Genomic DNA, 19437 nt, shown 5'->3' on the forward strand with positions numbered 1-19437 from the left:
GCCCGATCCACCCCCCGACCCCGCAGACGCACGCCGGCGCGCGGCCCCCGGGTGGCTCGACACGCTGGCCGGCGCACTGCCCGAGCGCGCCCGCCTGACGGCTGTCGAGCTCGGCAACACGCTGCGCGTCGACGCCCTGGCCGCCGCCCCCGAGTGCGCCGAACGCTACCTGGCGGCGCTGCAGGAGGCGGGCTTCGAGGACATCGAGCTGGAGCAGATGCGCCGCACCGACAACGGCCGGCGCTCGCTCTCCCTGCGCGCCGAGCCGCGGCCTCCGGACCCGGCCCCCGACGCGGCGCCCGGGACACCCCTGCGCGAGCAGCTCGGCGCACTGAGCCGGAGCCTGGAGGCACGGGATCTGATCCTCGAGGACCTGCGACGGGACCCAGCGGGCGGTGACGGTCGGGTCGTCGCGCAGCTGCGTGTCTCCGGCGATTACGCGGCGCTCCACGACTGGCTCGCCGACGAGGCCGCGGCCCCGCGGCAGCGCGGCCTCGATCACCTGCGTCTGCGCGCCGCCGAACCACCACGGCTCGAGGCCGAGGTGACCCTGGTCCTGCACCCGCCGAAGGACGAGCCATGAGACGCCAACTGCTCCCCGCGGTCGCGGCCGTGCTGCTGGCTGCCCCCACCGGCACGCACGCCGGGCCGCCCGACCCGTTCCACGGCCCGCTCGACGGGGACGGCGACACCGGCGCCGAGGCCTCCCTGCGCACTCTGCCCCTGGTTCACGCCGACGCCGGAAAGCTGGCCGAGCTGTTGCGCGAGGAGACCGGTGTACTCTCCCAGTCCGGCCATGCCAGCGTCGACGAGCGCACCAACACACTGATCCTGCACGATACCCCGGAGCACCTCGACGAGGCCGAGCGGCTCATCGACAAACTGGACCGGGCCAACCGCCAGGTGATGATCGAGGCGCGCATCGTCCTTGCCTCGGGCGAGTACGCGCGGGAACTCGGCAGCCGCCTGGGCCTTTCGAGCCAACGCGGCGACGGCCACTTCGCCTTCGACACCCTACCCGGCAGTGAGGGAGCCGCCCTGGGCGACGGGCTACTCGCCGACCTGCCGCCGGTGGGCGAAGGCGCGCGCCTGAGCGTCTCCGTAGGCGAGGTGGGCGAGCGCCTGCTGCAGCTTGAACTCTCGGCGATGGAGGCCGAGGGCCACGGGCGCGTGGTCTCGAGCCCGCGGGTCCTGACCACCGAAAGGCAGACGGCGCGCATCGAGCAGGGCGTCCAGATCCCCTACCAGGAGACGGCCGAATCCGGCGCCACCGCGGTCGCTTTTGAGGACGCCTCCCTGTCGCTGACCGCCACTCCGCAGGTGACCGACGGGGATGCGGTGAACCTCGCCCTGCGCGTGACCAAGGACGCCGTCGGGCAGATCTACGAGGGCGTGCCGAGCATCGACACCCAGGCCGTCGCCACCCGCCTGCGCGTGCAGGCCGGCGAGACCATCGTCCTCGGCGGCGTGCGTGAGCACGAGCAGCGCGAGCGGCGTCAAGCGGTGCCGTGGCTCGGCGACCTGCCACTGGTCGGCTGGCTGTTCCGCCAGCGCCGATCGGAGCAGAGCCACCACGAGCTGCTGGTCTTCGTGACGCCGCGCCTGGTCGAGGAGGGGGCGCCACCGGGGGCGGCCGTTGACGAAACTGCCCCCCGCCCCCACATTGACCGCCCCAGCCGAGCAATCGAGGACGACCGGTGAGCCTGCACGCCACCCCGCCACGCCCCTGCGCCGTCACCGAGAGCGCCAGCCGCGGTCGCCAGTATGCGGAACCCCACCCCGGGCACCGCAGCGAGTTCCAGCGCGATCGCGACCGCATCATCCACTGCGGCGCTTTCCGGCGCCTGGAGTACAAGACGCAGGTCTTCGTCAACCACGTCGGCGATCTCTACCGCACCCGGCTGACCCACACCCTGGAGGTGGGCCAGATCGCCCGCACCAGCGCCCAAGCCCTCGGCCTGAACATCGACCTGGTCGAGGCCATCGCCCTCGCCCACGACCTGGGTCACACCCCGTTCGGCCACGCCGGCCAGGACGCCCTGGCCGAGCGCATGGAGGGGCTCGGCGGCTTCGAGCACAACATCCAGTCCCTGCGCGTGGTCGACGACCTGGAGAAGCGCTATGCAAAGTTCGACGGGCTCAACCTGACCTTCGAGACCCGTGAGGGCCTGCTCAAGCGCTGCCCGGTGGAGCGCGCCCGACAGCTCGGCCCGGTGGCCGAGCGCTTCCTCGACGGCGGCCAGCCAACGCTGGAGGCGCAGCTGGTCAACGTCTGCGACGGCGTCGCCTACAACAGCCACGACGTGGACGACGGCTTGCGCTCGGGGCTGATCAGCGTCGCCGAGTGCCGCGAGACAACCCTGCTCGGCCCGCTGTTCGCTGAGGTCGAGGCGGCCTACCCCAATCTGGATGAGCGACGCACCATCTACGAGGTGGTCCGGCGCATGATCAACGTCCAGGTCGAGGATCTCATCCGCGAGTCCGCGGCACGCATCGAGGCCGCCGATCCCGCCGACGTCGAAGCGGTACGCCGGCACCCGGGGCCGCTGATCGGCTTCAGCGCGGACATGGCCCGGCGGCACCAGGACCTGAAGGACTTCCTGTTCCGCCGCCTCTACCGCCACTTCCGCGTGGCGCGCATGGTGCGCAAGAGCCAGGTGGTGGTGCAGGGGCTGTTCGACGTCTTCCTCGACGACCCGCAGCTGATGCCGGATCAGCCCCGCGATGCGGCCCACGCCGGCGAGGCCCGCCACGGCATGCCAGGGCGGGCACGGGCCGTGGCCGACTACATCGCCGGGATGACCGACCGGTTCGCCATCGAGGAGTACCGCCGGCTGTTCCGCCCCGAGGAGCTGACCTAGGCTGCGGCGGGCTCAGCCCGCCCGGACCGCCTCGGCCAGTGTGGCCGTCAGCGCCTCGGCGGCGAACTCGCTGGTCACCACGGCGTCGCCAACGCCGCGCAGGAGCACCAGGCGCAGCCGACCAGCGCGATTCTTCTTGTCCACGCTCATCAGCTCGCGGAAGCGCTCCTCGGAGATCGCCGGCGGCTGCGTGGGCAGTCCAAAGGCCTCGAGCAGGGCGGTGGTGCGCTCCAGCCCGTCGCGCGACAGCCAGCCCAGGCGCACCGACATGCGTGCCGCCATGACCATCCCCACCGCCACGGCCTCGCCGTGGAGCCAGGTGCTGTAGTCGGTCTCTGTCTCGATGGCGTGGCCGAAGGTGTGGCCCAGGTTGAGCAGGGCGCGCTCACCGGCCTCGCGCTCGTCGGCAGCAACCACCTCAGCCTTATTGCGGCAGGACTCGGCCACGGCGTGAGCCAGGGCCTCGGGATCGCGCCGGCGCAGGGCATCGACACTGCCCTCGAGCCAGTCGAAGAAGGCGGGATCGCGGATCAGGCCGTACTTGACCACCTCGGCCAGACCGGCGTTGTACTCGCGCTCCGGGAGCGTGGCGAGAACGCCGGTATCGGCGATCACCGCGCGGGGCTGGTGGAAGGCGCCAATCATGTTCTTGCCGCGCGGGTGGTTGACGCCGGTCTTGCCTCCCACCGAGGAGTCGACCTGAGCCAGCAGGGTGGTGGGCACCTGGATGTAGCCCACGCCGCGCTGATAGGTGGCGGCGCAGAAGCCGGCCAGATCGCCGATGACCCCGCCGCCAAGGGCGACCACCGTGGCCGAGCGGTCGAAGCGGCCCTCGATCAGGGCGTCGAAGACCTGCTCACAGGTCTGCAGGGTCTTGTAGCGCTCACCATCGCGCAGGGTGACCGACTGCACCTCGACCCCCGGCGCGGCCAGGCGCCCGGCGTACAGCGGGGCTACGGTCTCGTTGCTGACCAGCAGCGCCCGATCCGCCACCAGGTGCCCGGTGAGCAGCCCCTCCTCCAGGACCCCGTCACCGATGTAGATCGGGTAGCTGCGTTCCCCGAGTTCGACCCATTGTGTCCGCATGCCCGCTCCTGCTGCTGTCTGTCCTCGTCCGCCGGCACGGACGCTCAGGAGGCCTGCCCCTGCAACGCCTCGATGATCCGCCGCGCCACGCTCCGCGCCCTGCCACCGGTCGTCTCCACCACCACGTCGGCCACTTCCCGGTAGAGGGGGTCACGCTCGGCGAGCAGGGCCTGCAGCCGCGCCTCGGGGTCGTCGCTCTGGAGCAGCGGCCGGTTGGTGTCGTGGCGGGTGCGCTGCAGCTGCACCGAGACCGGGGTGTACAGGTAGACCACCACGCCGCGCGCGCCGAGCAGGTCGCGGTTGGCCGGCGTGGTAACCGCGCCGCCGCCGGTGGCCACGACCACTCCGTCCCGGCGGGTCAGTTCGTCGATCACCGTCGCCTCGCGCGCGCGGAAACCGGCCTCGCCCTCGAGGTCGAAGATCCACGGGATGCTCACCCCGGTGCGCGCCTCGATGGCGGCATCGCTGTCGATGAACTCTAGACCCAGCAGGGTGGCCAGCTCGCGCCCCACGGTGCTCTTGCCGGCACCCATGGGGCCAACGAGAAAGACCCGCGACGGTATTCTCCAGTGTGCCATGACGGCACTTTACCACCACCGGTGTGGGCCTCGGTATGGCAGAGTAGGCGGCCATGGACCCGCAACAGACGCGCCAAGGCCCCCAGTACATCCTCTACGATGCTGACCGCTTACCGGCGCCGGACGCCGCGCTCTTCGAACCGGAGGCCCTGGCGCGCGCCGGTCGGCTCAGCGGACGCCCCGGCGGCGGTCGCGGCAGCGCCTGTTTCCTGGAGGTCGGCGGGATCCCGGCCGTGCTGCGGCCCTATCGCCGGGGTGGGCTCCTCGGCCCGCTGCTCGGCGACTGCTATGCCCGGGGCCGGCTCCACGCATCGCGCCCCTGGCGCGAGTGGTGGCTGCTCGCCCGGCTCCACGACGAGGGCTTCCCCGTGCCCGCCCCGCTGGCCGCCCGTGTGCGCATGGCCGGACCGTGCTACCGCGCCGAGATCCTGCTCGAGCGGCTGCCGGCGGCCACCCTCACCGAGACGCTGCGCCACGGACCACTGCCGGCCGAGCGCTGGTGCGCCATCGGCGCCTGCATCGGCCGACTGCACCGGCGCGGCCTGGATCACGCCGACCTCAACGCCCACAACATCCTGCTCACCACCGACGGCACCACCCACGTCATCGATCTGGACCGGGCCCGACTGCGCCCCCGCGCCGGCCGCTGGGCCGAGCGCAACCTCGCCCGACTGCAGCGCAGCCTGGCCAAGATCGCGCGCAACGACGCCGCCGTGGCGCCGGTGCCGGAAAGCCATCTGGCCGCCCTGCGTCAGGGCTGGCACAACGCGCTCGAGGAGTAAGCTCAGCGATGCCCCAAGACCCATCCACACCCCCCCGCTCGATCTGTCTGCTGCGCCTGTCGGCCATCGGCGACTGCAGCCATGTGGCCCCGGTGGTGCACACGCTCCGCGAACACTGGCCGGAGACCGCCATCACCTGGGTCGTCGGCAAGACGGAGTACCGCCTGGTCGGCGACCTGCCGGGGGTGGAGTTCATCGTCGTTGACAAGGGTGACGGGCTCTTTGGCGCCGTGCGCAAGCTGCGCGGGGAGCTGGCGGACCGGCATTTCGACGTGCTGTTACACATGCAGGCGTCGTGGCGGGCCAACCTGCTCTCGACGGCGATCCGGGCCGACACCCGAATCGGTTTCGATCGGCCGCGCGCCCGTAATGGCCAGCGGTGGTTCACCCACCGCCCCATCCCGGGGCCGGCGCGGGTCCACGTCCTGGACGGCTTCTTCCAGTTCCTGCAGGCAGCCGGGCTGGATGCACGCACCCTGCGCTGGGATCTGCCGGTACCCGCCGAGGCCGAGGCGGAGGTGGCCGGCCGGCTGCCCGCCCGCCCCTTCCTGGCGATCAGCCCGTGCAGCTCGATCCGTGCGCGCAACTTCCGCAACTGGTCGGCCACCCAATATGCGGCCGTGGCCGAGTACGCCTACCAGGAGTACGGCCTGGCGCTGGCGCTGACCGGCGGCCCCACCGCGCTGGAGCGGGAGTACGCCGATGCCATCGCCGCCGCCACCAGCGCGCCGGTGGCCGACCTGGTCGGCCGGACATCGCTGAAGGGGCTGCTGGCCGTCCTGCAGCAGGCCACTGTGTTCGTCGGCCCGGACTCCGGCCCGCTCCACCTGGCCAACGCCAGCGGGGTGCCGGTGGTGGGGCTCTACGCGACCTCGAACCCGCAGCGTACCGGCCCCTACCTGAACCTCGAATACGTCGCCAACCGCTACCCGGAGGCGCTCAAGGCCGAACTCGGCCGGCCGGTGGAATCGGTCCGCTGGGGGCGCCGGGTGCGCAACCCCGAGGCCATGGACTGGATCAGCGTGGCCGACGTGGTCGAACGGCTGGATGCGGCCCTGGCCGACCACGGCGTACCACGCCGGGGCAGCGCGGCGGACGGCTAGCCGCGGCCGCGGATGCGAGCGATCAGCTCCGTGGTCGACGCGCCGGCGAGCAGGGGCAAGACCTCCACGGCACCGCCGGCGGCGACCACGGCGTCGTGGCCGGCGATCTGCTCAGGCCGGTAGTCCCCGCCCTTGACCAGCAGATCCGGCAGCACGACCTCGATCAGCCGCGCCGGGGTGTCCTCGCTGAACGGCACCACCCAGTCCACCGCATCCAGGCCGGCGAGCACCGCCATGCGCTGCTCCAGCGGAGTGACCGGCCGCTCCGCCCCCTTGAGCCGCGCCACCGACGCGTCGTCGTTGACGGCCACCACCAGCCGCTCGCCCCGCCGGCGGGCCCGCTGCAGGTAGTCGACGTGGCCGGCGTGCAGCAGATCGAAGCAGCCGTTGGTCATCACAATGCGCTCTCCAGCCGCCCGGGCCTGCCGGATGGCGGCGAGCAGACCTGGCTCGTCGACCACACCGGCGCCCGCTGCTTGGCCGCCCGCGCCGCCCATCGCGGCCTCCAGCTCCGCCGGAGTGACCGTGGCCGTGCCCAGCTTGCCCACCACCACGCCGGCGGCCAGGTTGGCCAGGGCGGCGGCATCGGCGAGGTCCACCCCGGCACCCAGCGCGGCGGCCAGGGTCGCGATCACGGTATCGCCGGCGCCGGTGACATCGAAGACCTCCCGCGCCCGGGTCGGCAGGTGCACCGGAGCGCCCTCCCGCGGAGCCAGGGTCATCCCCGCCTCGCCCCGGGTGACCAACAGCGCCTCGAGCTCCAGCTCTGCCGCCACCATCGCCGCGCGCCGGGCGATCTCGTCGCCGTCCGCGCAGGGCCCAACCACCGCCTCGAATTCCGCCAGGTTGGGCGTGAGCAGAGTGGCGCCGCGGTAACGACGGTAATCCGCCCCCTTGGGATCGACCAGCACCGGCCGCCCAGCGCGGCGGGCGGCGTCGATCAACCCGGCCGGATCGGGCAGGGCCCCCTTGGCGTAATCCGAGAGCACCACCACCGCGGTGTCGGTCAGCACCGGCTCAAGCAGCGCCAGCATGGCGGCGCGGTCAAAGCCGGGGAAACCGCGCTCGAAGTCGAGACGGATCAGCTGCTGATGGCGGCTGATCACGCGCAACTTGGTGATGGTGTCGGCGCCGGGAATGCGGTGGAAGCGCTGGCCGACGCCGGCGGCCTCGAGCAACTGCGCCAACCGGTCGGCGGCCTCGTCGCTGCCGGTGGGGCCGATCACTTGCGCCGCGCCGCCGAGGGCGGCCACGTTGAGCGCCACGTTGGCCGCACCGCCCGGGCGCTCCTCGGCGTCATCGACCCGCACCACGGGCACCGGCGCTTCCGGCGAGATGCGCTGGGTGGCCCCGTGCCAGTAGCGGTCGAGCATCAGGTCGCCGGCGACGACGACCCGGACATCGCGGAAGCCGGGCAGCGGGAGGTTCATGGGCGAGCGGGCATCCTGTCGAAGAACGGGTCGGGGATTATAGCCGCGGCGCCGGAGCCGACAGAAGCCGGCGCGACGAGGTGGCAGCCGTGGCGCGTGTCCGTATCATGGGGTCTCAGCCACCCTGACCGGAGGGCCCGCGGATGTTCCAGGCACCCGAGCCAACCGCCGAACTGACCCTGTCCACGCCGGCACTGCTCTTCCCCGCCATCTCGCTGCTCCTGCTCGCCTACACCAACCGCTTCATGGGGCTGGCCTCGCTGATCCGCGACCTGGAATCCAAGTACCGCTCCACCCACGACGTTTGCCTGCGCACCCAGATCGAGAACCTGCGCAAGCGCGTGCTGCTCATCCGCAACATGCAGGTCGCCGGAGTGGCCAGCCTGTTCTTCTGCGTCCTGTGCATGCTGGTCCTGTTCGCCGGATCGATGCTGCTAGGCAAGGTGCTCTTCACCATCAGTCTGATCCTGATGCTCGCCTCGCTGGGGCTGTCCCTGCGCGAGCTGCAGATCTCGGTGGGGGCCCTGCACGTGCAGCTGCGGGACCTGGAGAACCGTCACGACGAGGAAGGGCGTTGACCGTCCGCCGAGTGCGGGATCAATCGCCGACCGAGTGGTAGGCCGGGATGGCCTCCTGCTGGATGAACAGCACGGCGCGGCGGTGGCGGCTGGCCGGTGCCTCAAGGTGGGCGTGGTACTCCGAGTACAAGCGGCCGGCCGGGTGGTGGTGGAGCTCGGCGCCGATCACGAAGGCCAGCGCCCGGCGCCAGGCCACGGCGTGATCCGCCTCGCCGGCTGCGTCGAGCACCGACAGGGCGTGCCCGACCGTGCGCAGCGTGGCACCGGGGGCGCGCTCGACCACGGCCTCGTGGATCAGGTTCACCACCAGGCTCTCGCGCGCGTCGCTGGCGGCGGGGCTGGCGTGGAGGAGCGTGCCCGCCCACCCCTGGGGGACCATCGCCGGACCCATGCCCCGGGCCAGGTCGCGCAGATAAGCTTCGTGGGCCTCGGGGAAGTCGGCCACAGCGCCGATCAGCCAGACGCCGAGCAGATCACCGAGCAGCTCGGGGCCCGTTCCCGCGCCAGCGATCCTGCGCGCGTGCAGGGCCGCGCACGCCGCCCCTAGGGCCGCGGTGGCGTTCTCGTGGTGGAGGAACGGCGTGCCGGCCCGGTCCAGGCCCCGCTCGATGAGCAGCACCGGGGCCTCGAAGCGGTCCTGCTCGAGCAGGCCAAGCAGGGTGGCCAGGGCCACCGGCGGCTCCTCGTGGACCAGGTCCACCACCGGCACCGCCTCGCGGGAGCGCGGCGCGCCGATGCGCACCGCCTCGCGGTAGCCGGTTTCGCCGGCCCACGCCCAGAGCTGGGTACGGAGCAGCTGGATGCGATTCGGGGGCGGTGTCTCTTGACTCACGAGGCAGACCCGGGTGGACTGTAGGCAATAGCCTACGTGGTGCCTGCCTCGGTTACAATCGGCATCACGATCAGCAGCCAAGCGGGAGAGCATGGTGCCGGATCCCCAGACCCACGATCGCACAGACCTGGTACAGCCGAACGCGGCGAACCGCTATGAGGTCACCGCCCGGGACCTGCCGGTCTGCTGCCCGCTGCCCGGCATGTACCTGTGGAACTCCCATCCGCGGGTCTACCTGCCCGTCCACGAGACCGGCAGCATGATCTGCCCCTATTGCGGTGCCACTTACGTCCTCAAGGATGACGACCGGCTCGCCGTCGAGATCGGCGGTCAGCGGGAGTGGAAATAACCCCTACGGCCCGGCGGCCGGTCGGCGCGGATCAGGGCGGAGTGCACACCATGCAGGCGGAAGATCTCGTCGAGGACTTCGGGCGTTCGGACGCCTGGTATCTCGTCTACAGCAAGCCTAGGCAGGAGGAGCGGGCCTGGTGGAACCTGGATCACCAGGGCTATCGCTGCTTCCTACCCATGGCGCGGTTCCGGCGTCGGCGCCAGCGGCGGTATCAGACCGTCGTCGAGCCGATGTTCCCGCGCTACCTGTTCATCCGTCTGGCCGCAGGGGTCGAGGACTGGAGCCCGATCCGCTCGACCACCGGCGTGAGCGGGCTGGTGCGCTTCGGCACCTGGCCGGCCCGCGTGCCGGACGGGCTGGTGGAAACCATCCGGCAGCGCATCGAGGACGGCCACTGCGACCTGGCCCCCGAGCCCCTGCAGCCCGGCGAGCGGGTGCGCGTGCTCGACGGCCCATTCCAGTCCTACGAGGGGATCTTCCGTGCCTCGCGCAGCGAGGAGCGGGTCATGATCCTGCTCGACGTGGCCGGGCAGCACACCACGCTGACCGTCTCCCAGCACCAGGTCGAGCGCGCCTGAGCCGTCCGGAGCCGCGTCAGCGTTCCGCGGCGCGGATCTCCCCGCGGATCCGCCCCCAGGCGATCCCCAGGTACTCGTGGAAGGCGCGCTCGGTCATGTGCAGCGCGTGTACCGAGGGACGCAACCCGTGGCCCGGATGGGCCTCCGCGCCGGGCTCCCGTTCGCGCACACGGTGGCGCGTCGGGGCGGGGATCGGCTTGAGCCCCTGCCCCCGGAACAGGCCCATGGCCCGCGGCATGTGCGAGGCCTCGGTGACCAGGATGATCGACCCGGCCTCATCGCCGAGCCGCTCGGCCATCGCCCGGGCCTCTTCGGCGGTATTGCGGGGCTCGGCCAGGCGCTCGACAGCGCCGGCGTCGAGGCCAACCTCGCCCATCAGACGGTGGAGCACCGCCGAGTTGGGGGTATCGCCGCGCACCGCACCGCCGGTCAGCCAGAGGGTGCTCTGCGGAAAGTGGCGCTGGAGGCGCACTCCTTCGAGGACCCGGGTAACGCCGTCAGCATTGGCCTGCGCGGTGACCGGCAGCTGCGGATCGAGCCGGTGGCCGTGGCCGAGGACGACGATGTCGGTCACCGGCGCCTCCTCGCCCTCGGCGATCCCGGCCGGATCAAGCAGCGCCGGGTAGCGCTGCTCCAGCGGGGCGAGCAAACGGCTGGCGGTCGGTTCCCAGCTGGCTAGATAGAGCGCCGCCACGGTGACGATCAGCACCCCCCGACCCCAGCGCCCGTAGCGGGTGAAGAGCAGGACCAGGCCGGCGATGCCGGCCAGCACCAGGAGACTCAGGGGCATCAGGACCGCCCCGGCGAGCTTGCTGATCACGAACACGAGTCACCCCTCCCTGTCCTCTACACCGGGACTCAGACCATCTCTACCGGGTCCACATCCAGCGACCAGCGGACCTGGCGGGCCCCTTCCAGGCTGCCGAGCCCGCCGCTCCAACTCACCAGAAAACGCTGCAGATCGACCCGCCGCTCGGCGCGGATCATCAACTGCGCCCGGTGCCGACCCTCGCGCCGCTCCATGGGCGCCGGCACCGGGCCGAGCAGCTCCACCCCGCCGTCCGCGCCGACCCGGCTTCGACCATACTGGGCCGCCGACTCAAGGAAAAGGTACGGCGCGTCGGCATTCACCGACTCGGCACGCAAAAGAGCCAGCGCGGCGTAAGGCGGCAGGCCGGCGGCGTGGCGCTCGGCCAGGTGGGCCTCGGCGAAGGCGGGATAGCCCCGCTCGAGCAGAACCCGCAGCAGCGGATGCTCCGGATGACGGGTCTGCAGCAGCACCTCGCCGGGCTGATCGCCGCGCCCGGCGCGGCCGGCCACCTGCACCACAAGCTGCGCCAACCGCTCGGTGGCCCGGAAGTCTGCGCCGAACAGCCCCTGATCCACATCGATCACCGCCACCAGGGTCACCGCCGGCAGGTGGTGCCCCTTGGCCAGCATCTGCGTACCGATCAGCAACTGGGCGTCGCCCCGGTGAGCGGCCGCAAGATGGGCCTCGAGCTCGCCGCGGCGCCGGGTGGTGTCGCGGTCGATGCGCAGCTGCCCCACGCCGGGGAAGAGCTCCGTGAGCGCCTCCTCAAGGCGCTCGGTTCCGGGCCCCAGCGGGCGCAGATCCGCCGCACCGCAATCCGGGCAGGCCGCCGGCAGGCGCGCGCTGTATCCGCAGTGGTGGCAGCGCAGCTGGCCGCGGCTGCGGTGGTAGGTCAGCCGCGCATCACAGCGGTGGCATTCGGCCACCCAGCCGCAGGCGTGGCAGGTAAGCACCGGGGCGTAGCCGCGCCGGTTGAGGAACAGCAGCGCCTGCGAGCCAGCGTCCAGGTGCCGGCGCAACGCCTCCTGCAGCGGTGCGGAAATCCCTCCAACCAGACGGCGGCTGCGGATATCGACCAGCTGCACGCTCGGGGCACGGGCCTCGCCCGCCCGATGCGGCAGGCGCAGGTGGGTGTAGCGACCGGCCCGCGCATTATGCAGAGACTCCAACGAGGGCGTAGCCGAGCCGAGCACGACCGGCACATCCAGGGTGCGGGCCCGCAGAACCGCCAGGTCCCGCGCCGAGTAGCGGAACCCCTCCTGCTGTGCCAACGAGGGGTCGTGCTCCTCGTCGACGACGATCAGCCCCGGACGCGGGAGCGGCGTGAAGATGGCCGAGCGGGTGCCGAGGATCACCGCCGCGTCGCCGTCCCGGGCGGCCAGCCAGGCCTCGGCGCGGTCGGCGCCGGACAGCCCGGAGTGGAGCACCACCACCGAGCCGCGCAGGCGCTCGCGCAGGCGCTCAAGGAACTGCGGGGCGAGTCCGATCTCGGGGACCAGGATCAGCACCTGCCGCCCCGAAGCCAGCGCCCGGGCTGCGGCCTGCAGATAGACCTCGGTCTTACCGCTGCCGGTCACCCCCTCGAGCAGGAAGGCGGCGTACCCCTCGGTATCCAGGATCGCGGCCAGGGCGCGCTGCTGATCGGCGTCAAGCTCTGGCCCCGGGCGGGGCGCCGGCACCGTCTCGGCCCCGCGCTCGGCCGGGTGGTACTCGCGATGGAGCAGGCCGGCCCGCTCCATGATGCGCCCGGCCCGCTGCCAGGCAGGCTGCTCCGCCACCAGCGTGGCACAGGGCGCGGCACCGCCGGCCTCCACCAGGCGGCGACGCAGCTCCGCCTGGCGCGGGGCCCGGCGCACCGGGGCATCATCCTCACGCGTCCGCTCGTCCAGGCGCCACCAGGCCACTGCCCGCCGTGCCGGGCGGCCCTGGCGCAGCGGGCCCGGCAGCCCGGTGGCCAGGGCTGTGCCCAGCGGGTAGCGGTAGTAGCGCGCCGCCCAGGTGAGCGTCTCCAGCAGTTCGGCGTCGAGCAGCGGCCGCTCATCCACCCAGGCGGTGGCGGCACGCAGCCTTGCTGCCGGCACCTCGGAGCCCCGGCACACCTCCACGACGATGCCCACGGCGCGACTGCGGCCGAGCGGCACCTCGACCCGACAGCCGACGGGGTCATCCGGCCAGGCGCCGGACGGCGGGCGGTAATCCAGCGCCTCCTGCAGCGGGCGGGGCACCGCCACCCGCAGAACCGGCGGCAACCCCGCTGCACAGGGATGACCGGCGTCCGGGCGCGCGCTAGAGTCGTCAGCCATGGAGCCGGAGACCGCCATCGCCGAGCTGCAGGCCGCCATCGAGCCCATCCTCCACGCCCATCCCGAGGGCGTGACCGAGATGACCCTGATGGACCGGCTCGCCGCCGACGGGCATCCGCTGTTCACGCGCGAGGGGCGCAGCGAGCCGGCGGCGCTCTACCGCGCCCACTTCCTGCTCTTCCACGCCCTCTACCGATTGCGCCCGGCACTGGCCGAGGCCGGCCTGGGGTTGGAGATCCACTGCCTGTGCATCCGGCTGCACCGGCTGCCCGGGCGCGCTGCGGCCGAGCGCGCGCTGATCGGCGCCGACCCGTTGGCCGCCTTCTACCTCGACCCGGGCAACCTGGAGGGCATGGACAACGCCGCGGTGGAGCAACTGATCGCCGACGGCCTGTGCCGGGCCCTGGGCGCGGGCGACCGGGCGGCGGACCTCGCCGAGCTGGGCCTCGCCCCGGGAGCCCCGCCGGCGGAGATCCGGCGCCGCTACCGGCGCCTGGCCATGCGTCACCATCCGGACCGGGGCGGCGATACCGCGACCCTGCAGCGGATCAACGACGCCTACCAGCGCCTGATGGCCCGCTGAGACGCACCGCGGCGCCCGGTCCATGGGATCAGCCCCGCGCCGCCGGCCGCAGCCGGCCGCGCCCGCCGTCCGGCACCATGCGCCCGAAGTACAGGAAGCCCAGGGCCAGCCACGCGGTGGTGATCACGGCCGCGAGGATCAGCACCGGGACCGGCCCGAACTGGTAGATCAGCGGCACCGATGCCGCGGTGAACAGCCCCCCGCCGACGATGGGCTCGAAGAGCAGCTGCTTGTAGCCGAAGCTCTCCAGGGCGCCGGAACGGTTGTTGGGGTCGGCCATGCGCATGAGCAGCACGCCGGTAACCGTCACGCCCATGGACTGACCGAAGTCACCCACACCACGCTCGAACCAGTCGAAGGGGATGACGCGTGGAGCGATCACCACCAGCACGAACAACGACCAGGCGATGCCCGTTGCGGCCAACAGCAGGAAGGGCACCAGATGCTCGCCGAGGGCGGTCAGCGACAGGGTGGCCAGGGCGGCGACAATGGTGAAGTCCAGCGCCGTGCCGGAGATCCGCGACATGGTCCGCTCCGACACATATTCGGCATAGCCGGAGCGGATGATGAACACCTGCAGCAGCACGCCGCCGAGCATGGCCATCGGGAACAACGGCACGTGCTGGAGGATCTCCACCCCGCCGTCACGCGCCCAGGTGACCGCCTCGAGCCACTGCAGCGCCGAGAGCATCCCCCAGCCCAGCACCACGGCCAGGGCGACCAGGCCCAGGTGGACGGTGAGCGGATCGGTGGTCTGGCTCTCCTGCTGGCGGTCGCGGCGCAGGAGGTGGAGTTCACGGTCGCTGAAGCGCTCCTGGGCGCTACCGGGCCCCTGGGCATTCTCCGGGTGATCGATGATCCCCCGACGCACCGCCAGGTTGATCAGGATGGTGCCGACCACGACGCCGCCGACCAGGCCTACGGTGGCCAGCCCTAGGGCCAGATCGGCCCCGGCGGGGAAGCCGAGATCCTCGAAGGTACCGGCCATGCCGGCGGCCGTGCCGTGGCCGCCCTCGAAGCCGATCTCGATCAGCGCCCCGGCCATCGGACTCAGGCCGAAGACCGGCGTCAGCACCAGCAAAGCCAGCAGGATGCCCACCACGTACTGCCCCCACGCCATGGTCTGCCCGACCACGACCTGGGGGCCGGCGCGCAGCCAGATCTCGCGCAGCCCCGGCAGCGGCTTGCCGAGAAAGAGGGCGGCGAAGACGACGCTGATCAACAATCCGGGGATGGCCGACCAGGTGTCGTAGACGTAGTCCGGGAACAGCCCCGCGCCGTCCTCGAAGGGGCTGCCGATGAACCGGCCCAGCACCTCCGGGCCGAGCAGCAGCGCCACGGCACCGGCGATGATCGACGCCGGCAGGAACAGCCGCCGCGCCCACAGCGTGTAGGCGCGCAGGACCGAGCTGGCCAGTACCAGCAGGCAGAGCACCAGGATGGCGATCAGGATCTCGGCAACAGCCATGGTCACTCACCCCCAATGAACACGAGGCGCATCGTACTGGCGCTTCGGCCTTCGGGGCCAGAGGGCGTCGCCTCAGGTGCCGACGGCGAACTGCTCCATGGCCCAGCCGACGCGCGCCTCCGCGGTGGCGTGCCGGCTTTCCAGGGCCTCAATGGCCCCCAGGCGCGGCAGCAACCCGCAGCCGTTGGCGATCTGCACCGACAGGCCGGGGCGGGCGTTGAGTTCCAGCAGCTGCGGGCCCCGATCCCGGTCCAGAACCAGATCGGCCCCCAGGTAACCGAGGCCGCTCATCTCTTGGCACCGCGCGGCAAGCTCCAGCAGCGAGCGCCAATCGGGGATGTCGATGTCGTCGAGCGTCACCCCGGTGTCCGGGTGCTGGTAGACGCGCTGGTCGTACTGCACCGCGTGGGCACACCGGCCGGTAGCGATGTCCAGGCCAACGCCCACCGCCCCCTGGTGGAGGTTGGCCTTGCCCTGGGAGTCCTTGGTGGACAGGCGCAGCATGGCCATCACCGGATAGCCGAGGAAGACCAGGACGCGGATATCCGGGATGCCCTCGTAGGAGAGGGCCTCGAACCGGGGATCGAGGCGGATGCGATCCTCGAACACCGCGGTATCCGGCATGCCAGCCAGCGAGTGCAGCCCGGCCAGCGTGTTGGAGACGTGGCGCTGCAGATCCTCGAGCGAGAGCTCACGCTCGCCGCCGGTCAGGAAGCGGTCGCCGCGGCGCCCGGTCACCACCAGGATCCCCTTGCCGCCCGCCCCCTTGGCCGGCTTGATGACGAACTCGTCTACCCCCTGCAGGCGCCCGGCCAGATCGCGGACCTCGTGCTGGTGACGGATGGTGAAGCGCAGCGACGGGGTGCCGACCCCATGCTCCTCGGCCAGCAGCTTGGTGCGCAGCTTGTCGTCGACCAGCGGGTACAGCCGCCGGTCGTTGTATTGGCCGATGTAGTGGACATTGCGCCGGTTCATCCCGAGGATCCCCGCCTGCCGCAGGCGCCGGGCCGTGCGCCAGTGGCGGAGGATCATCCCGAGGCCTCCCGGAAGGCGCTGAAGCGCTTGAGCTCGACCAGCCGGTAGCCGGTGTACTGCCCCATGAGCATGATCAGCGCGACCACCACCAGATTCAGTTCGGGGAAGTTGAAGGTCAGGTGCTCGGCCAGCGGGCGGCTCATGAGCAGGTACGCGGCCAGCGCCACGACCAGACTGCCGGTGCCCTGGGTGAGCACCTCGCGGGCCCCCTCCTCCTCCCAGAGGATGGACATGCGCTCGATGGTCCAGGCGATGATGATGATCGGGAAAAAGGCCAGGGTCATGCCGGTGGCGAAGCCGAGCTGATAGCCGAGCAGGCTCATCAGGCCAATCATGAAGACCACGATCACGATCACGGTGGCGATCCGGGCCACCAGCAGCAGGTTGAGCCGCGATAGGTAGCCGCGCAGCAGCAGGCCCAGGGCGACGATGCCCACGAAGCTGATCAGCCCGGCGACCAGCTCTGTCTGCAGGAAGGCCAGGGCGATGAGCACCGGCATGAACGTCCCCGAGGTACGGATGCCGACGATGATGCGCAGGAAGACGGTCACCAGCGCGCCCAGCGGGAGCAGCAGGAGCAGCTTGAAGGCGGTCTGCTGCTCGATGGGCAGCTGATGCACGCTGAGCACGCTCATCACGCCACCCCCCTCCTCCATCCGCGCCAGCTGCTCGGCCGGCACGTTCTGGCGGTTCATGGAGAAGGCCACACGCGCGTTCTGCCCGCCGAAGAGATCGATGAGCGAGGCCCCGCCCCGGTGCCAGAGCAGCACATCGTCGTCGATGCCCTGCTGCCCGGTCACCGGGTTGAAGGGTAGCCAGTGGTCGTCGACGAAGATCTCCACCATCTGCACCGGCGTCTGGTTGCGCCGCCCGTCCTCCAACTCCAGGGCCAGCGAGGTGCGCGCCGGGACGCCGGCGTGGTGGAGCAGCCGCTCGATGACCACGGCGCGATCGTAGTTGTCGAGGAGCAGGTCAGCGGAACCGTCCCGGCCGGTCCCGAAGGCGTAGATCAGCTGGCGCGCCAGACTCTGCGGACTGGCGGAGGTCTCCTGGGCACGCTCAAGGATCTGCTCGGCGGCGGTCTCCTCCGCACCGGACCAGGTCGGCGAGGCCGGTTCACCCGGTGCCTGGTCCACCGTCCGGTCGCGGTGGTCTGAGCCATCCGGGGTGGCGTGGACCTTGTAGTAGAGGGTCTGATCGCCCTCGGCCTCGGCGATGGTCCACTCGCCGCGGACCACGCCGTCCTGTTCGACGGTGGAGAAGCCGTAACCGGGGGAGGCGGTGTGCTCGAGCGAGAGTTCGAACCCCGGTGGACGGTCGGGGACGTTGAAACTGACCAGCACGGAGTCGCCCTGGGCCTCGAAGTCGATCCGCGCCTCGACCAGCCAGACCGGCTTCTGGGCACCGGGCAGGAACGGCACGCCGGTGTCGATGTAGCGCCACGCCGCGGTAGCGGTCCCGACAACGATCAGCAGCGCCACCAGCGCGAAGAAGAGCCTCCGGGCCGTCATGGTCGCTCCCCCGGCCCCCTCACGCAGTGGCGGGCCGCCCGGCCCGTCTACTCGTCCCCGTCATCGTCGTCCGCCTCCTGCTCGTCGCCATCCGTGTCGTTGTCTTGATCGTCCTTGTCGTCATCGTCCCCGTCCTCCCCCGGATCCTCGTCGTCTTCCTCGACAATTTCCTCGACATGGTCATCGGCATCGATGGCGTCGAGATCCTCGTCATCCGGGGTCACGGGTTCGGTGGCACGCTTCAGGCCGACGTCGACCACCGCCACATCGCGCAGCACATCGCGGCCGATCAGTACCGGGTAGGTCAGGTGGCTGCGGTCGGTCAGGGTGAACTCGGCCGTCTCCGAGAACCGGCCGATGGTCACGTGCAACTCCACGACCGGCCGTGACTCCCGCCCGGAGGCCTGAACGATGGTGGCGCTGCGCGCCTTGGGGCGCTCGATGGCGATCCGGCCATCGCCGTCCGGGTTGAGCATCTGGAAACGGACCCACGGCTCGCCATCCCGCTCGAATTCCTCGATCTCGCGGGCGTCCACCGACGAGGTGGAGGCACCGGTATCGATCCGGGCATCGAACAGCAGCCCCGGCGGATCCAGTTGCAGCTCCTCGATCTCGCCAAAGACGAGCATGCCGTCGGCACTGAGCTCCTGACCCGGGCGCAACTGATCGTCGGGACAGGCCGGTTCGTCCGAGCACTCGGGGTCGCCCGGATCGACCGGGCGCAGCGGCACCAGCCAGCGGTTCGCCGTCTGCGCCTCCATGGCGCCGGCGATGCGCGCCAGCTGCGCCTCGCGCGCCAGCTCACGGGATCGCTCCTGGGCCTCGGCCAGGGCCTCCAGACGCTCGTCGACGCTGTCGAAGCGCTGCTCGAAACGTTCCGTCTCGGCCTTCTCGATGAGCAGGTGATCCGGGGCCGTACAGCCGGCCAGCAACAGGGCGCCGCCCACCGCCAGCAGGGCGGCACGCGGCAGGTTGATCAGGGCCATACCCGTCGGACCTCTTCCGTCGCAGTTTCGTTCCCGAGCCCCTCGCACGCCTCGCAGAGGATCCGCGCGATGGCCGAAACCGCCTCCGGGTCGCAGGTCGGGCACTTGCGTCGTACGACCACGCCGGCATTCCACGCGGCGTCGCGCCAGCGCTCGCCCTCCGGGGCGGCGGGAAGGTCCGTGGGCAGGTCTTGCAGGAAAAGCTTCTGCTCAATCGCCTCGGCGCGGAGCTCGGCGGCGATCAGCTGCTTGCGAAGCTCGTGGTTGTCATCCGCCAGATCGCGGGGCGGATGCAGCTTGAGGTGGCGCCGCAGGGCCCGGAGCGGGTCGATGACCTCTCGATCCCACTCCTGGCCCCGGCGGATGGCACCTTCGGCACTGGAGACCCCGAGCCGCCCCCGCCCCTGCAGACCGCTCCAGACGGCGGCCAGCAGGAGCGAAATGGACAGCCCGTAGCGGGCCTGAAGCTTGAGGCAGGCGGCTTCGACGCCCGGCCTGGCGTAGATATCCTCGGCGAAGCGCCAAAGCCGCTCGGACTCATCCAGCAAACCCGTTGCCTC

General features: G+C 71.5%; 20 protein-coding genes. 9 read left to right on the plus strand and 11 right to left on the minus strand.

Going from position 1 to position 19437, the window contains the following annotated elements:
• The 3 genes from CCR79_RS11975 to CCR79_RS11985 form a co-directional block, all read left to right on the plus strand.
• Positions 1 to 583 (plus strand): hypothetical protein (locus CCR79_RS11975; RefSeq protein WP_201173143.1); only part of this gene is annotated, 583 nt, incomplete at its 5' end.
• Positions 580 to 1701 (plus strand): secretin N-terminal domain-containing protein, encoded by a 1122-nt coding sequence (locus CCR79_RS11980; protein WP_201173145.1) that lies wholly within the window; start codon positions 580 to 582, stop codon positions 1699 to 1701. The genes CCR79_RS11975 and CCR79_RS11980, both read left to right, overlap by 4 nt.
• The gene (locus CCR79_RS11985) at positions 1698 to 2861 is read left to right on the plus strand and encodes a deoxyguanosinetriphosphate triphosphohydrolase (RefSeq protein ID WP_201173146.1); all 1164 of its coding nucleotides are present in this window, start codon (positions 1698 to 1700) and stop codon (positions 2859 to 2861) included. Before CCR79_RS11980 ends, CCR79_RS11985 begins: the two co-directional genes overlap by 4 nt.
• Positions 2862 to 2873: 12 nt before the next feature.
• On the opposite strand, the gene aroB is transcribed toward CCR79_RS11985, so the two are convergent.
• Together aroB and aroK are read right to left on the minus strand one after the other, a co-directional pair.
• Entirely contained in the window at positions 2874 to 3947 is a 1074-nt protein-coding gene (gene aroB, locus CCR79_RS11990; RefSeq protein ID WP_201173147.1) for a 3-dehydroquinate synthase, read from the minus strand.
• Positions 3948 to 3991: 44 nt separating this feature from the next.
• Entirely contained in the window at positions 3992 to 4525 is a 534-nt protein-coding gene (aroK, locus tag CCR79_RS11995; protein WP_201173149.1) for a shikimate kinase AroK, read from the minus strand.
• 53 nt (positions 4526 to 4578) lie between these two features.
• Here aroK and CCR79_RS12000 point away from each other — a divergent pair, with 53 nt between their 5' ends.
• On the plus strand, positions 4579 to 5307 hold the full coding sequence (locus CCR79_RS12000) for a 3-deoxy-D-manno-octulosonic acid kinase (protein ID WP_201173150.1): 729 nt from the start codon (positions 4579 to 4581) through the stop codon (positions 5305 to 5307).
• Positions 5308 to 5315: 8 nt separating this feature from the next.
• Positions 5316 to 6410 carry a glycosyltransferase family 9 protein gene (locus CCR79_RS12005; RefSeq protein ID WP_201173152.1) on the plus strand — a complete coding sequence of 365 codons (1095 nt, stop codon included), beginning with the start codon at positions 5316 to 5318 and terminating at the stop codon, positions 6408 to 6410.
• On the opposite strand, the gene hldE is transcribed toward CCR79_RS12005, so the two are convergent.
• The gene (hldE, locus tag CCR79_RS12010; RefSeq protein WP_201173154.1) at positions 6407 to 7840 is read right to left on the minus strand and encodes a bifunctional D-glycero-beta-D-manno-heptose-7-phosphate kinase/D-glycero-beta-D-manno-heptose 1-phosphate adenylyltransferase HldE; all 1434 of its coding nucleotides are present in this window, start codon (positions 7838 to 7840) and stop codon (positions 6407 to 6409) included. The two genes, CCR79_RS12005 and hldE, sit on opposite strands and share 4 nt — an antisense overlap.
• 143 nt (positions 7841 to 7983) lie before the next feature.
• Between hldE and CCR79_RS12015 the strand changes: the two genes are divergently transcribed.
• Complete coding sequence (locus tag CCR79_RS12015; RefSeq protein ID WP_201173155.1) at positions 7984 to 8418, plus strand: DUF2721 domain-containing protein; 435 nt, start codon at positions 7984 to 7986, stop codon at positions 8416 to 8418.
• Positions 8419 to 8437: 19 nt separating this feature from the next.
• On the opposite strand, the gene CCR79_RS12020 is transcribed toward CCR79_RS12015, so the two are convergent.
• The gene (locus CCR79_RS12020) at positions 8438 to 9250 is read right to left on the minus strand and encodes a hypothetical protein (RefSeq protein WP_201173156.1); all 813 of its coding nucleotides are present in this window, start codon (positions 9248 to 9250) and stop codon (positions 8438 to 8440) included.
• A gap of 91 nt (positions 9251 to 9341) precedes the next feature.
• Here CCR79_RS12020 and CCR79_RS12025 point away from each other — a divergent pair, with 91 nt between their 5' ends.
• Together CCR79_RS12025 and rfaH are read left to right on the plus strand one after the other, a co-directional pair.
• Positions 9342 to 9599 carry a zinc-finger domain-containing protein gene (locus CCR79_RS12025; RefSeq protein ID WP_207189725.1) on the plus strand — a complete coding sequence of 86 codons (258 nt, stop codon included), beginning with the start codon at positions 9342 to 9344 and terminating at the stop codon, positions 9597 to 9599.
• 50 nt (positions 9600 to 9649) lie between these two features.
• Positions 9650 to 10180, plus strand: a complete 531-nt coding sequence (gene rfaH / locus CCR79_RS12030; RefSeq protein ID WP_201173158.1) for a transcription/translation regulatory transformer protein RfaH — start codon at positions 9650 to 9652, stop codon at positions 10178 to 10180.
• Between the two features lie 16 nt (positions 10181 to 10196).
• Here rfaH and CCR79_RS12035 read toward each other — a convergent pair whose 3' ends face one another.
• Entirely contained in the window at positions 10197 to 11006 is an 810-nt protein-coding gene (locus tag CCR79_RS12035) for an ElyC/SanA/YdcF family protein (RefSeq protein ID WP_201173159.1), read from the minus strand.
• Positions 11007 to 11038: 32 nt separating this feature from the next.
• Positions 11039 to 13333 carry a primosomal protein N' gene (locus CCR79_RS12040; RefSeq protein WP_242510926.1) on the minus strand — a complete coding sequence of 765 codons (2295 nt, stop codon included), beginning with the start codon at positions 13331 to 13333 and terminating at the stop codon, positions 11039 to 11041.
• Here CCR79_RS12040 and CCR79_RS12045 point away from each other — a divergent pair.
• On the plus strand, positions 13293 to 13877 hold the full coding sequence (locus tag CCR79_RS12045) for a DNA-J related domain-containing protein (RefSeq protein WP_201173163.1): 585 nt from the start codon (positions 13293 to 13295) through the stop codon (positions 13875 to 13877). The genes CCR79_RS12040 and CCR79_RS12045 overlap by 41 nt on opposite strands.
• Before the next feature lie 28 nt (positions 13878 to 13905).
• Here the strand turns inward: CCR79_RS12045 and CCR79_RS12050 are convergent, their stop codons facing one another.
• The 5 genes from CCR79_RS12050 to CCR79_RS12070 all read right to left on the minus strand — a co-directional run bounded on the left by CCR79_RS12050 (position 13906) and on the right by CCR79_RS12070 (position 19425).
• Entirely contained in the window at positions 13906 to 15345 is a 1440-nt protein-coding gene (locus CCR79_RS12050; protein ID WP_201173165.1) for a sodium/glutamate symporter, read from the minus strand.
• Positions 15346 to 15417: 72 nt separating this feature from the next.
• Positions 15418 to 16377: an alpha-L-glutamate ligase-like protein gene (locus tag CCR79_RS12055; protein WP_201173168.1), complete on the minus strand. Its 960-nt coding sequence runs from the start codon at positions 16375 to 16377 to the stop codon at positions 15418 to 15420.
• A complete protein-coding gene (locus CCR79_RS12060; protein ID WP_201173176.1) occupies positions 16374 to 17891 on the minus strand; it encodes an inactive transglutaminase family protein in 1518 nt (505 codons plus the stop codon). Before CCR79_RS12060 ends, CCR79_RS12055 begins: the two co-directional genes overlap by 4 nt.
• Before the next feature lie 47 nt (positions 17892 to 17938).
• Complete coding sequence (locus CCR79_RS12065; protein ID WP_201173177.1) at positions 17939 to 18877, minus strand: ATP-dependent zinc protease family protein; 939 nt, start codon at positions 18875 to 18877, stop codon at positions 17939 to 17941.
• Positions 18868 to 19425 carry a TIGR02444 family protein gene (locus tag CCR79_RS12070; RefSeq protein ID WP_201173178.1) on the minus strand — a complete coding sequence of 186 codons (558 nt, stop codon included), beginning with the start codon at positions 19423 to 19425 and terminating at the stop codon, positions 18868 to 18870. The genes CCR79_RS12065 and CCR79_RS12070 overlap by 10 nt, the downstream gene beginning before the upstream one ends.
• Positions 19426 to 19437 lie beyond the last annotated feature (12 nt).

The sequence above is a fragment of the Halorhodospira halophila genome (assembly GCF_016653405.1).
GTDB lineage: Bacteria > Pseudomonadota > Gammaproteobacteria > Nitrococcales > Halorhodospiraceae > Halorhodospira > Halorhodospira halophila_A.

Excerpts from the sequence above, each read along its gene's own strand:
- CCR79_RS12005 (WP_201173152.1), top strand. The coding sequence starts at position 5,316 with ATGCCCCAAGACCCATCCACACCCCCCCGCTCGATCTGTCTGCTGCGC.
- rfaH (WP_201173158.1), top strand. The coding sequence starts at position 9,650 with ATGCAGGCGGAAGATCTCGTCGAGGACTTCGGGCGTTCGGACGCCTGG.
- aroB (WP_201173147.1), bottom strand. The coding sequence starts at position 3,947 with ATGCGGACACAATGGGTCGAACTCGGGGAACGCAGCTACCCGATCTAC.
- aroK (WP_201173149.1), bottom strand. The coding sequence starts at position 4,525 with ATGGCACACTGGAGAATACCGTCGCGGGTCTTTCTCGTTGGCCCCATG.
- CCR79_RS11980 (WP_201173145.1), top strand. The coding sequence starts at position 580 with ATGAGACGCCAACTGCTCCCCGCGGTCGCGGCCGTGCTGCTGGCTGCC.
- CCR79_RS12060 (WP_201173176.1), bottom strand. The coding sequence starts at position 17,891 with ATGACGGCCCGGAGGCTCTTCTTCGCGCTGGTGGCGCTGCTGATCGTT.
- CCR79_RS12000 (WP_201173150.1), top strand. The coding sequence starts at position 4,579 with ATGGACCCGCAACAGACGCGCCAAGGCCCCCAGTACATCCTCTACGAT.
- CCR79_RS12050 (WP_201173165.1), bottom strand. The coding sequence starts at position 15,345 with ATGGCTGTTGCCGAGATCCTGATCGCCATCCTGGTGCTCTGCCTGCTG.
- CCR79_RS12055 (WP_201173168.1), bottom strand. The coding sequence starts at position 16,377 with ATGATCCTCCGCCACTGGCGCACGGCCCGGCGCCTGCGGCAGGCGGGG.
- hldE (WP_201173154.1), bottom strand. The coding sequence starts at position 7,840 with ATGAACCTCCCGCTGCCCGGCTTCCGCGATGTCCGGGTCGTCGTCGCC.
- CCR79_RS12065 (WP_201173177.1), bottom strand. The coding sequence starts at position 18,877 with ATGGCCCTGATCAACCTGCCGCGTGCCGCCCTGCTGGCGGTGGGCGGC.
- CCR79_RS12040 (WP_242510926.1), bottom strand. The coding sequence starts at position 13,333 with ATGGCGGCCTGCAGCTCGGCGATGGCGGTCTCCGGCTCCATGGCTGAC.
- CCR79_RS12045 (WP_201173163.1), top strand. The coding sequence starts at position 13,293 with ATGGAGCCGGAGACCGCCATCGCCGAGCTGCAGGCCGCCATCGAGCCC.
- CCR79_RS12015 (WP_201173155.1), top strand. The coding sequence starts at position 7,984 with ATGTTCCAGGCACCCGAGCCAACCGCCGAACTGACCCTGTCCACGCCG.
- CCR79_RS12025 (WP_207189725.1), top strand. The coding sequence starts at position 9,342 with ATGGTGCCGGATCCCCAGACCCACGATCGCACAGACCTGGTACAGCCG.